14 protein-coding genes are annotated in these 12,687 nt (G+C 38.3%); 3 read left to right on the forward strand and 11 right to left on the reverse strand.

Annotation, left to right across the window (positions count from 1 at the left end):
* Positions 1-31 precede the first annotated feature (31 nt).
* On the reverse strand, positions 32-1,021 hold the full coding sequence (gene pheS, locus DV417_RS07735; protein ID WP_118845273.1) for a phenylalanine--tRNA ligase subunit alpha: 990 nt from the start codon (positions 1,019-1,021) through the stop codon (positions 32-34).
* Between the two features lie 148 nt (positions 1,022-1,169).
* Positions 1,170-1,847, reverse strand: a complete 678-nt coding sequence (locus DV417_RS07740) for a hypothetical protein (RefSeq protein WP_239990491.1) — start codon at positions 1,845-1,847, stop codon at positions 1,170-1,172.
* A gap of 48 nt (positions 1,848-1,895) precedes the next feature.
* On the opposite strand from DV417_RS07740, the gene yfaE reads away from it, so the two are divergent.
* Complete coding sequence (gene yfaE, locus DV417_RS07745; RefSeq protein WP_044232385.1) at positions 1,896-2,144, forward strand: class I ribonucleotide reductase maintenance protein YfaE; 249 nt, start codon at positions 1,896-1,898, stop codon at positions 2,142-2,144.
* Here the strand turns inward: yfaE and dapB are convergent.
* The 6 genes from dapB to ribH all read right to left on the reverse strand — a co-directional run bounded on the left by dapB (position 2,139) and on the right by ribH (position 6,048).
* Positions 2,139-2,951 (reverse strand): 4-hydroxy-tetrahydrodipicolinate reductase, encoded by an 813-nt coding sequence (gene dapB / locus DV417_RS07750; RefSeq protein ID WP_118879287.1) that lies wholly within the window; start codon positions 2,949-2,951, stop codon positions 2,139-2,141. The genes yfaE and dapB overlap by 6 nt on opposite strands.
* Positions 2,952-2,967: 16 nt before the next feature.
* Complete coding sequence (locus DV417_RS07755) at positions 2,968-3,597, reverse strand: LysE family transporter (RefSeq protein WP_192878571.1); 630 nt, start codon at positions 3,595-3,597, stop codon at positions 2,968-2,970.
* The gene (locus DV417_RS07760) at positions 3,597-4,088 is read right to left on the reverse strand and encodes a phosphatidylglycerophosphatase A family protein (RefSeq protein ID WP_118879289.1); all 492 of its coding nucleotides are present in this window, start codon (positions 4,086-4,088) and stop codon (positions 3,597-3,599) included. Before DV417_RS07760 ends, DV417_RS07755 begins: the two co-directional genes overlap by 1 nt.
* Positions 4,085-5,071 carry a thiamine-phosphate kinase gene (thiL, locus tag DV417_RS07765; RefSeq protein ID WP_118879290.1) on the reverse strand — a complete coding sequence of 329 codons (987 nt, stop codon included), beginning with the start codon at positions 5,069-5,071 and terminating at the stop codon, positions 4,085-4,087. The genes DV417_RS07760 and thiL overlap by 4 nt, the downstream gene beginning before the upstream one ends.
* 65 nt (positions 5,072-5,136) lie before the next feature.
* Positions 5,137-5,571, reverse strand: coding sequence for a transcription antitermination factor NusB (nusB, locus tag DV417_RS07770; protein ID WP_118861077.1), 435 nt, complete (start codon positions 5,569-5,571; stop codon positions 5,137-5,139).
* A 3-nt stretch (positions 5,572-5,574) separates the two neighbouring features.
* Positions 5,575-6,048, reverse strand: coding sequence for a 6,7-dimethyl-8-ribityllumazine synthase (gene ribH, locus DV417_RS07775; protein ID WP_005628657.1), 474 nt, complete (start codon positions 6,046-6,048; stop codon positions 5,575-5,577).
* Between the two features lie 226 nt (positions 6,049-6,274).
* Between ribH and asnS the strand changes: the two genes are divergently transcribed.
* Together asnS and can are read left to right on the forward strand one after the other, a co-directional pair.
* Positions 6,275-7,678 carry an asparagine--tRNA ligase gene (gene asnS, locus DV417_RS07780; protein WP_118879291.1) on the forward strand — a complete coding sequence of 468 codons (1,404 nt, stop codon included), beginning with the start codon at positions 6,275-6,277 and terminating at the stop codon, positions 7,676-7,678.
* 75 nt (positions 7,679-7,753) lie between these two features.
* Positions 7,754-8,443 (forward strand): carbonate dehydratase, encoded by a 690-nt coding sequence (gene can / locus DV417_RS07785; protein ID WP_118879292.1) that lies wholly within the window; start codon positions 7,754-7,756, stop codon positions 8,441-8,443.
* Between the two features lie 27 nt (positions 8,444-8,470).
* Here the strand turns inward: can and DV417_RS07790 are convergent, their stop codons facing one another.
* From DV417_RS07790 to DV417_RS07800, 3 genes are all read right to left on the reverse strand, one after another.
* The gene (locus DV417_RS07790) at positions 8,471-10,414 is read right to left on the reverse strand and encodes an ABC transporter ATP-binding protein (protein ID WP_118879315.1); all 1,944 of its coding nucleotides are present in this window, start codon (positions 10,412-10,414) and stop codon (positions 8,471-8,473) included.
* A 92-nt stretch (positions 10,415-10,506) separates the two neighbouring features.
* Positions 10,507-11,892, reverse strand: a complete 1,386-nt coding sequence (locus DV417_RS07795) for an anti-phage deoxyguanosine triphosphatase (protein WP_118879293.1) — start codon at positions 11,890-11,892, stop codon at positions 10,507-10,509.
* A gap of 92 nt (positions 11,893-11,984) precedes the next feature.
* Positions 11,985-12,680 (reverse strand): CidB/LrgB family autolysis modulator, encoded by a 696-nt coding sequence (locus tag DV417_RS07800; protein WP_053465178.1) that lies wholly within the window; start codon positions 12,678-12,680, stop codon positions 11,985-11,987.
* Positions 12,681-12,687 lie beyond the last annotated feature (7 nt).

A 12,687-nucleotide genomic window follows, 5' to 3' on the forward strand; every position in this document is an offset into this window, starting at 1 on the left:
GTTGTTATCCTTTTAATTCAAATCCGAGAAATTACTTAAATTGTTTTAAGAAACGTAAGTCGTTTTCAAAGAACGCACGTAAATCTGTTACGTTATAACGTAACATTGTTAAACGCTCAACGCCCATTCCCACGGCAAAACCAGAATATTCATTCGGATCAATACCCACGTTACGTAACACATTTGGGTGCACCATACCGCAGCCCAACACTTCTAACCATTTACCGTTTTTACCCATCACATCCACTTCGGCTGAAGGCTCGGTGAATGGGAAATAAGATGGACGGAAACGTACTTGTAAATCTTCTTCAAAGAAAGCACGTAAGAAATCGTGCAATAAACCTTTCAATTCTGTGAAATTTGCTTTTTTATCCACATAAAGCAATTCAATTTGATGGAACATTGGCGTGTGCGTTTGATCATAGTCATTACGATATACACGTCCTGGAGCCATAATACGAATTGGTGGCTGCATTTTTTCCATAGTACGAATTTGCACGCCAGAAGTTTGAGTGCGAAGTAATAATTCTGGATTAAACCAGAAAGTATCGTGATCCGCACGTGCAGGGTGATGTTTAGGAATATTTAGCGCATCGAAGTTGTAATAATCACTTTCAATTTCAGGACCATTTTCAACTGAAAAGCCAAGTTCTGAGAAAAATTTTGTTACACGATTAATCGTCATGGTAACTGGGTGTAAACCACCAGTTTCAACTTTGCGACCAGGTAAACTGACATCTACACGTTCTTTTTCTAATTTTGCGTTAAGTTCAGCCTGTTCCCACTCCGCTTTTTTTGCATTTAAAAATTCTAACGCAGCTTGTTTTGCTTCGTTAATTTTTGCGCCCATAGCTGGACGTTCTTCAGCTGACACGTTACGCAATTCTTGCATTAATTGAGTAAAATGCCCTTTCTTACCAAAATATTCGACACGGATTTCATCCAACGCCGTTAAACTTTTATCCTGAATGGATTCAATCGCTAATTTCGCTTTCTCGACAAGCTCGTTCAGATGTTGCATAGTTTCCCCTGCTTCTCTTTTCTCTATAAAATAAAAAACCGAGTAATGATAATACCAAGTACTTAAAAAGTAAAAGAATAATACGAAAAATCATTGGTTTATCAAAAATAAAAATGGAATAACGTTATCGCTATTCCATTTTTTCTTGTTACCAACAAAATCGTTCATTCACAAAATTTTCTGACCGCTCTTTTTGCCATTTTTCTTTATTGTTTGGATTGGCAAAAAAACGTGCTTGTTCCTGTAAACGTTGAATTAATTTTTCTTCTGCTTCTTTTAACGCTTTTTGACGATCTGCAAATTTTGCGGGCAATGCTGGTAAGAAAATCACTTCATAAGGATGCACAATTGTCCATTTCACCGCATTTTGGGCAGCAATACTTTGTTTATCAAAATTGCAAAACGCATAAGCATTAACAAACTGCCCCACTACGTGGCTAAACCCTGTATTATCTTGCACCGTTTGTTTTGGCAAATCTAACACATAAAGTGCGGTGATCAAACGATTTTGCCCACGATAAAACCAAGTAACAGCTTCATCTCTTAAGCCAAAATCGTACGCCCGCGCAGCTAACGTGAACATCGTCATGGGTGAAATACGAGCTGGATTTTCTTCTACAAATTTCACCGCACTTTCATAACCTTTTACCGTATTTTCACGTAGCATAGGATCAATTTCTTTATGTACAAATACATTTTCTGCTTTTCCATTTTCCGCAGAATAATAAGGTTTGATATAAACATCCACTGTCTTCACGGGTTCTTTGCTAATAGAAGCACAAGCCGTAATAAAAAGTGCGGTTATAAAACACAGTATTTTTAACATATGGATTTTCCTTATATAATGCCCAGCAAATTTCACTGCATTGTTATTATGAAAATTCATCTAATCTACAGTAAAACCACATTAGAATTCAATAATGAAACAAGTTTACTCGATCATCTCGAGAAAAATAATATTCATCATGAATATCAATGTCGTAGTGGCTATTGTGGTTCTTGTCGTGTGAAGATCAAAAAAGGCAAGGTATCCTATAAAGATACGCCCCTTGCCTTTATTCAACCTGATGAGATTTTATTATGCTGCTGTCACGTAGAAAGTGACATTGAAATTGATTTATAAATTATTTAAATCTAATACATCTGTCATATCAAATAAGCCATTCGCTTTATTTTCTAACCATTTACCAGCACGCACTGCACCATTAGCGAAAGTCATACGACTTGATGCTTTATGGGAAATTTCTACACGCTCGCCAATATCAGCAAACCACACCGTGTGTTCTCCCACAACATCCGAAGCACGAATAGTAGAAAAACCAATTTCATCACGTTTACGTTCGCCTGTGATTCCTTCACGACAAAATACGCCGTGCGTTTTTAAATCACGACCTAAGGTTTTCGCGATATGTTCGCCCATAGAAAGTGCGGTGCCAGATGGCGCATCGACTTTATGACGGTGATGTGCTTCAATCACTTCAATGTCACAATAATCCCCCATCACTTTTGCCGCTTTTTCTAAAAGTTTGAAGACTAAATTCACGCCAACACTGAAATTTGATGCAAACACAATAGCAATTTTATCTGAAGCTGCTTTAATCGCCGCTTTACCATTTTCATCAAAACCTGTTGTACCGATCACCATTTTTTTATTATTCGCTACGCAAAATGCAATATGTTCAAGGGTGCCTTCTGGTCGAGTAAAATCGATTAATAAATCGAATTTATCTTTTTGGCTTTCAAGATCGTCTGAAACTGTTACACCAAGTTGACCAATTCCCGCCAATTCTCCCGCATCCGTCCCGACTAGAGATGATCCTTTGCGTTCAAAAGCTGCACCTAGTTCTACACCTTCCGCAGAATGAACCGCTTGAATTAATTGGCGCCCCATTCTTCCGCCAGCACCTGCGATTGCAATTTTTAATGTCATGTTACTTCCTTTTTTATTAATGAATTATTTCGTTGATGCCGCTATAAACAAGCACACAACCAAAAAATAAAAATACAATACCTGCCATATTATCAATATAACGGCTGTATTGACTGTATAAACGCTTGGCAATATTACGTGAAAAAATCAATGAAATCACATAAAAATAACAAAATGTTTCAACCACAATTACCATAAAAGCCAAGATAATTTGCCACATTTCAGTGATATTTACTAATACAAGCGACATCACGCTACTAAAATACACCACGACTTTTGCATTGGATAAATTCACTAAAAGCCCTTTCACAATTTCTTTTTTGATCGTGGTTTGCTGATTAAATTCAGTATCAGAGTGCGGTTCAAATTGAGCGTGTTTTTTGCTGCGAGCCATTAAAAAACCGAGATATGCTAGGTAACTACCGCCTAGCAACATAATAACGCCATGTAATGCAGGAATAGTAACGAATAACACCGCCAATCCCAACATAGAAAGCATTCCCCAAAAGGCGATGCCAAGCGTTATGCCTAAAATGCCACAAACTGTATTACGACGAGAGTTACTTGCCGCCATCCGACTTACATAGAAGAAATCAGGCCCTGGCGTCATTAATCCAAAAAAATGCACAATGATTAAATTCAGCATCACAACATCCAATACTGAATAGCAAATACGATAATCACGGCATAAATTGCCGCTAATACATCATCGACCATAATGCCAAAACCACTTTCGAGTTTTTCGTCAAAATAACGAATTGGAAACGGTTTTAAAATATCGAAAAAGCGAAATAACGCAAAAGCAGCCAAAATCCATTGCCAAGATAATGACGGTATCGCCGCTAATACAATAAATACACCGACAAATTCATCCCAGACGATAGAACCATGATCGTGTACGCCCATATCTTCTGTGGTTTTTTGACAAAGGTAGCAACCGAGTAGAAAACAAAGTGCAGTGAAAATTAAAAAGGTTTTTACACCTAACAAAGAAAGCAAAATCACGCCTAAAGTTGTTCCGGCTAAACTCCCCCACGTGCCTGGAGCTGGATGAATTAAGCCCGAGCCAAAACCAACGGCAAGCAAATGAATAGGATTTAAAAGAGAGATTTTTTTAAGAGGATTATTTTCTGTCATTTTGATTCCTTAAAATGATCGAAACCACTTGAAAAAGTTATATTCATAGGTTTTCCATCACGTAAAAAACGTGGCGAAAAGTCGCTGCACTTTTCTGTGATTTTACCAATGCAAGTACAAGACACGTTCAGTTTTTTCAAGCGTAATTCTAATTCATCTTTAGATTCGGGCGGTATGGTAAAACAAAGTTCATAATCTTCTCCACCACTTAAGGCAAATTGTTCCGCTTGAGCGCGATCATATTTATGCAAAATCGCGGATGAAAGAGGTAAAGCAGAAAGTTCAACTTCTGCGCCACATTGACTTCGTTCAAGAATATGCCCTAAATCAGAGATTAACCCATCGGAAAGATCAATGGCAGCGTGAGCAATATCAATTAACGCCCGTCCAAGTTCTATTCTAGGTGTGGGTCTAAGATGACGTTGTTGCAGAAAAACATCATCAGAATCAACCGCACTTTTGCCCGATAAAATTTGTGTTAAACCTGATACGCTATCGCCTAAAGTGCCTGAAACATAAATTAAATCACCAACTTGCGCTTTATGCCGACAAATTCCTTTACCTTTTTCGACAAAACCTTGTGCTGTAATCGTAATAGATAAGTTGCCCTTTGTGGTATCGCCACCAATTAATGTGACGTTGTATTGTTTTAACGTGTGCAATAAACTTTGACTAAATATTGAAATCCAATTTTTATCTACATTTGGCAAAGTTAATGCCAGAGAAACCCATTTTGGCTGTGCCCCCATTGCAGCAATATCACTTAAATTTGTTGCAACAGCCTTATAAGCTAAATCTTCAGGCGAAATGGTCGGTAAAAAATGTGTATTTTCCACCATGGTATCCGTCGTAATGGCAAGTTGATAATTCTCTGGCATGGAAACCAGCGCACAATCGTCGCCAATAGATAATTGAACGGAATCATCAACTAATATTTGTTGCTGAAAATATCGTTTAATTAAATCAAATTCACCCATTGCCATTTTCACCTATCTTATAAAAGAAAAGGCACGCGTTAAAAACGCGCGCCATTTTCAGTTTAAAAGGATTACTTACGCCCTAATGCTGGTGCGATTTTATCAAGTACGCCATTGATATATTTATGGCTTTCATCTGCACCGAATACTTTTGCTACTTCAATCGCTTCATTGATAACCACTTTATATGGAACATCTAATTCAAAGCGCAATTCATAGACAGCCAAACGCAAAATTGCAGTTTCAATAGGATCAAGCTCATCAAAAGCGCGGTCAATATAAGGCGAAATTGAAAAATCAACGGCTTCAATATTTTCTACTGTTTGACGAAATAATTTACGGAAGTAAGGTTTATCTACCCCATCCATATCTTGATCTAACACAAAGGCTAATTCAACTTGCTCTGCAGTATTGCCAGATACCGCCCAAGAATACAAGGCTTGAACAGTACATTCACGCGCACGACGACGAGCAGAAGGCTTTTTCACTTGTTTTTGTTCTGTCATGATTTATGCCGCATCAATTTGTTGAATAAGATTAACCATTTCAAGTGCGGTTAAGGCTGCTTCTGCACCTTTATTACCCGCTTTAGTACCAGCACGTTCAATCGCCTGTTCAATATTTTCTGTGGTTAATACACCAAAAGCGACTGGGATTTCGGCATCCATTGCAACTTTTCCTAAACCGCTGCTTGCTTCCCCTGCTACATATTCAAAGTGCGCAGTACCACCACGGATAACTGTACCTAATGCCACAATCGCATCAAATTTTTTACTTTCAGCTAAACGACGAGCAACTAATGGCAACTCATACGCACCTGGAGCACGCACGATAGTGATATTTTCATCTTTCACTTGGCCGATACGTTTTAATGCATCAATTGCGCCTTCTAATAAACTTTCATTAATAAAACTGTTAAAACGAGCAATTGCTACTGCAACTTTTGCATTAGGTGCTGCGACTGAGCCTTCTAAAACTTTCATATTTTTTCCTATTATTAGCCATAATGATTTTGACCCGAGATTTTAGCATAAAATCGCGTATATTCAATATTAATAAGGCTTTACCCTATTTTATTTAGGGCTCATTTTTAAGGCTATTTAATTGTTAATAGCCCGCACCAACACTATATTTTTATGGAAAATTTCCTTCATTAAGGTAAACTATCGCCAATTTTATGTGAATTACATTCAGTTACAGAGGTTTAATATGTCTAAAGTGGCATCTATTGTTGATGTATTACAAGGAAAAGTGGCGATTGGTGAAACCGTCACTGTGCGTGGTTGGGTTCGTACCCGTCGCGACTCTAAAGCAGGTTTATCTTTCTTAGCGGTTTATGACGGTTCTTGCTTTGATCCAATTCAAGCAATTATTAATAACGATATTGAAAATTACGAAAGCGAAATTTTACGTTTAACAACAGGCTGTTCTGTAATTGTAACAGGTAAAGTCGTTGAATCACCTGCAGAAGGACAAGCAGTTGAATTACAAGCAGAAAAAGTGGAAGTGACAGGGTTTGTTGAAGATCCTGATACTTACCCAATGGCAGCAAAACGCCACTCTATTGAATATTTACGCGAGGTTGCTCACTTACGCCCTCGTACCAATATTATTGGTGCAGTTGCACGTGTTCGCCATTGCTTATCTCAAGCAATTAACCGTTTCTTCCATGAGCAAGGTTTCTATTGGGTGGCAACACCATTAATTACTGCATCAGATACTGAAGGTGCGGGTGAAATGTTCCGTGTTTCTACTCTTGATTTAGAAAATCTTCCACGTGGTGAAAATGGAAAAGTTGATTTCAGCCAAGATTTCTTCGGTAAAGAATCATTTTTAACGGTTTCAGGTCAGTTAAACGGAGAAACCTATGCTTGTGCATTAAGCAAAATTTATACTTTTGGCCCAACATTCCGTGCAGAAAATTCTAATACTACCCGTCACTTAGCTGAATTCTGGATGGTTGAACCCGAAGTAGCATTTGCAACGTTAGCAGATAACGCAAAACTTGCCGAAGATATGTTGAAATACGTATTCCGTGCAGTATTAGCTGAGCGTAAAGACGACTTACAATTCTTTGAAAAACATGTAGATAAAGATGTTATTACGCGTCTAGAAAACTTTGTGAACTCGGATTTTGCGCAAATTGACTATACTGACGCCATTGATGTGTTATTAAAATCTGGTAAGAAATTTGAATTCCCTGTTTCTTGGGGTATCGATCTTTCTTCTGAACACGAACGTTTCTTAGCGGAAGAATATTTTAAATCACCAGTTGTAGTGAAAAACTATCCAAAAGACATTAAAGCATTCTATATGCGTTTAAATGATGATGGAAAAACTGTAGCGGCAATGGACGTGTTAGCACCAGGAATTGGTGAAATCATCGGTGGTTCGCAACGTGAAGAACGTTTAGATGTACTTGATAAACGTATGGAAGAAATGGGATTAAATCCAGATGATTATTGGTGGTATCGCGATCTTCGTAAATATGGTAGCGTTCCACATTCTGGTTTTGGTCTTGGTTTTGAACGCTTAATCGTCTATGTAACTGGCGTGCAAAACATTCGTGATGTAATTCCATTCCCTCGCGCGCCAAGAAATGCGAATTTCTAATTCAATTTAACGTTAATATTGACCGCACTTACGCCAAAGTGCGGTCAATTTTTTCAGAATTTTAAGGAAAGTAAAATGGATAAAATTAAACAACTCTTTGCCAACAATTACAGTTGGGCGCAAAGAATGAAGGAAGAAAATTCTACTTATTTCAAAGAACTAGCGGATCATCAAACACCACATTACCTTTGGATTGGTTGTTCTGATAGCCGTGTACCCGCTGAGAAATTGACGAATCTTGAACCGGGCGAGCTTTTTGTACACCGTAATGTTGCTAACCAAGTGATTCACACAGATTTTAATTGCCTTTCTGTTGTGCAATATGCCGTCGATGTGCTGAAAATTGAACATATTATTATCTGTGGCCACACCAACTGCGGTGGTATTCATGCAGCTATGGCAGATAAAGATTTAGGACTTATCAACAACTGGCTTCTTCATATTCGTGATATTTGGTTTAAACACGGTCATCTTCTCGGTAACCTTTCCCCAGAAAAACGCGCGGATATGTTGACTAAAATTAACGTAGCGGAACAGGTTTACAATCTAGGGCGCACATCAATTGTAAAAAGTGCTTGGGAACGCGGACAAAAACTCTCATTGCACGGCTGGGTATATGATGTAAATGATGGATTTTTAGTGGATCAAGGCGTAATGGCAACCAGTAGAGAAACCCTTGAAATTTCCTATCGAAACGCTATCGCTCGTTTATCAATACTTGATGAAGAAAATATTTTGAAAAAAGATCATCTTGAAAATACATAAAAAAACGCCCTTTCGGGCGTTGTTTTTTTAAGCTTTACCTTCAGCCAAATTTTTCTTTTCTTCCAATTCTTCCCAGCGTAAAAATGCTGTTTCTAATTCGGCTTCAGTATCTGCTAATGCTTTTAATTTAGCGTCGGTAATATCATGAGCCTGTTGGAAAAATGCTGGATCGGCTATTTCAGTTTGAAGTACGGTGATTTTAGTTTCCAACTCTTCCAAAAGTTGTGGAAGTTGTTCTAGCTCACGTTGTTCTTTATAAGAAAGTTTCACTGATTTAGGCTTAGAAGTGCGGTCATTTTTCACCGCACTTTCTTCTTTTAGCGCTTCAGTTTTCTTAGCTTTAGCCTGCTCTTCCACTGCTTTGCTTGCCCAGAAATTGGCTTGTTGCTGCTTAGCATCAAAGAATCCACCCACATACTTATTCAAACGCCCTTCACCTTCAAATAAATAACATTCTGTCGCAGTATTATCGATAAATTGACGGTCATGGCTCACAATTAACAATGTGCCCTGATAATCAGTCAAAATTTCTTCTAAAAGCTCCAATGTTTCTACATCAAGGTCATTGGTTGGTTCGTCAAGAATCAATAAATTATTTGGTTTGAGCAACAATTTTGCAAGCAATAAACGATTTCGTTCTCCCCCCGATAAGGCTTTAACTGGCGTCATTGCACGTTTTGGCGGGAACAAGAAATCTTGCAAATACCCTAGCACATGGCGTTTTACACCATTGACTTCAATATCTTGTTTACCATCTGCCACATTATCCATTACAGTTTTTTCAGGATCTAAATCAGCACGGTATTGGTCAAAATAAGCAATCTCTAATTTGGTACCACAACGAATTTTTCCTGATGTTGGCTGAATTTCACCCAACAATAATTTAATGAATGTGGTTTTCCCACAGCCATTTGGCCCAACAAGCGCAATTTTGTCTCCACGTAAAATCGTTGTTGAAAAATCTTTTAACAAGGTTTTTCCTGCGATTTCATAGCTCACCTCTTCCATTTCAAAGACAATTTTGCCTGAACGGCTTGAGGTATCTAATTGTAATTTAGCTATTCCCATTACGTCACTGCGTTGACGGCGTTCCTCTCGCATCGCTTTTAATGCTCGCACTCGCCCTTCATTTCTTGTACGGCGAGCCTTGATACCTTGGCGAATCCACACTTCTTCCTGCGCAAGGCGTTTATCAAATAATTCATTCTGCAAAGCTTCAACGCGTAGATTTTCTTCTTTCGTGGTTAAATATAGATCGTAATTGCCTGGATAAGACACTAATTGACCGCGATCTAAATCCACAATGCGTGTTGCCATTTTTCGAATAAAAGAACGGTCATGGGAAATAAATACAATGCTGCCTTGAAAATCCAATAAGAAATTTTCCAACCATTCAATAGCTTCCACATCCAAGTGGTTGGTTGGTTCATCAAGTAATAACACATCAGGATCGCACACCAATGCTCGTGCTAGTGCCGCTTTGCGCAACCAACCGCCCGAAAGTGCGGATAATTTTGTGTTTGGATTTAAGCCCAGTTTTAACAGCACTTCATTGATTTTATTTTCAAATCGCCAGCCATCAGCATGTTCTAATTTAGCTTGAACTTGCTCTAATTGACTTAAAATTTGATCACTGTAATTTTCTTCCAATTGAACAGAAATATGATGATATTCCTTCAATAAATCCGTTAAATGACCCACACCTTCCGCGACATAATCAAAAATATTGCCTTGCGCATTACGCGGTGGGTCTTGCTCTAAACGAGAAACCACAAGATCTTTTTCGTATTGGATTTTGCCATCATCCATAAGCACATCGCCTGCGATGATTTTCAATAAAGTTGATTTACCTGCGCCGTTACGCCCAACTAAACAAACGCGTTCATTCGGTTCAATATGTAGTTCTGCGTGATCTAATAAAGGTGCATCACTAAAGGAAAGATATCCATTGGTTAAACTAATTAATGCCACAACTGCCCCATAAAATTCAGTGAAAATTAACCGCACTATTCTATACGGTTTGCATAAAAAATCCCATCAATTCAATGGGATTCTCTCTTAAATCAAAGTTGTTGATATACCCGCAATGCGTGTGCATCCGACATACCTGCAATATAGTCGCAAATAATCCGCTTCTTACCTTCTTCTGGTGCATTACGCCAACGATTTGCAGTATTTCGCGGTAATAAACGCTCTGGGTCTGATTCAAAAATCTGGAACATTTCTGTCAACATTCTCTGCCCTTTATATTCGATTCGTTGAGTATTCACATTGCGAATAACATAATCCCAAACGAATTTTTTAAATACACCAAGTGCAGCAATCACTTCAGGTGGCAACTCTGCGTTATAACGTAACAAAGGTTCATCAAAATTTGCCGTTAATTTCCACCGCACATTGGTAATAAAAAAGTTCACCAATGCGCCAATAGCTTGTTTTCTCTCAAAATGTTTATCAGAGAAAAGTCGTTGGCTAATTGAATCAATATTTTCATGCAACCAAGCTGACGGAATTTGTTTTAATGCGGAATATGCCGCTTGCCATTGATGAGGATTTACCACGCCAGTCACAATAGCATCTTCTAAATCATGCACGCCATAGGCAATATCATCCGCCAATTCCATTATGCTGCAATCCAGCGATTTAAACCGAGTATGTAAAGATTCAGCTAGATTTTCCCGTACTTTTTTAAATTGACAGAATAAAGTGCGGTCATTTTCAGAAAGGTTTTCCAGCAACCAATTAAACATTTTTAAATCATCGCGGAAAATGCCTTTTCCCGGAATCCAATCATGAATACGCACAAAACGCGGATCAATATTGCGAGAAAAATTAAGTTCTGAATACTGAGGCGAGGCCACATCTAACAACGCGGGATATTTCACTACCCCCAATAGTGTTCGACGCGTTAGATTCATCCCTGCATTTTCAGTGTAAGGCTCAAGTTTCGTTAAAATTCTAAAGGTTTGAGCATTGCCTTCAAAACCGCCCTGCTCTGCCATCATATAATTTAATGCCGTTTCGCCACCATGCCCAAAAGGTGGATGCCCAATATCATGCGCAAAACACAAACTTTCGATAAGATCGTTACTCGGCAATAACGGTTTTAATTGTTTTTGCAACTCGTTTTTATCAATATTTAATGTTCGCGAAAGGCTTTCAAAGGTTTCTAAAAATTTAAGCTGTGCAACGAGACTACTACCAATCTGTGCAACTTCTAAGGAGTGAGTTAAGCGAGTGCGATAAAAATCATTTTCACCAATCGCGTGTATTTGAGTTTTCGCTTGTAAGCAACGAAAGGCGGCAGAATGTAAAATTCGCCCACGATCGCGACGAAATGGTGGACGATTATCTTTTTCGCGTGGAGGATCGGGGAGAAAACGTTCTGTCCAAGAAGAATCAATGATAAGTGGTTTCATATCGCTTTGTTTTATTTCATTTTTCTGCATTATCTAATCATTTAGCACAAAAAACAACCGCACTTTATCTGGAACAAATAAAATCTAGAATGAATAAAGTGCAGTTTAATTTTTATTGATATTTAAACAAAGAAATAAATGAGCTTAAATACAAATGGGGCGAGAATAGAACTAATAATCCCACAAAGCACAAGAGAAATAGAACTGTAACTGCCTGCGGTTGGGTTAGTTTCCATACAACTTACCGTACCAAGTGCGTGGGACACAGCCCCAACAGATAATCCAATCGCTTCTTGATGTTTAACGCGTAATTTTTTCAACACTAAATAACCAAATACAGAGCCTTGCAAACCTGCAACAACGACCCCAACGGCGGTTACGGCCGGAATCCCACCTAGATTATGCGAAACTTCCATCGCAATTGGTGTAGTGATTGATTTTGGTAATACCGTCGCCACCATTTCAGGCGATGCACCAAGTATGAGCGCTAATACCGCCCCGCTTAACATCGAGAAAAAAGACGCAATCACCACAATAGATAAAATAATCTTCCATTGTTTAGCAATTTGGCGAAGTTGTTCATAAAGAGGTAATGCAAGAGCGACGATACTCAAGCCAAGTAGATTATTAATAGGCGCATTTCCTGCCATATAATCATCATAAGGAATCTTACCTATCACTAAAATCGCAACCAAAATTAATACTGTTAAAATAAAAGTATTAAAAATCATTGATTTCCAACGTTTGCTAATTTGTAGTGCGAGCCAAAATCCGAAAATTGTCAAAAATGTATAAAGATAAATAATGTACTGCTGCATATAAAAC

This window comes from Haemophilus haemolyticus, assembly GCF_003490935.1.
Classification (GTDB): Bacteria; Pseudomonadota; Gammaproteobacteria; order Enterobacterales; family Pasteurellaceae; genus Haemophilus; species Haemophilus haemolyticus_M.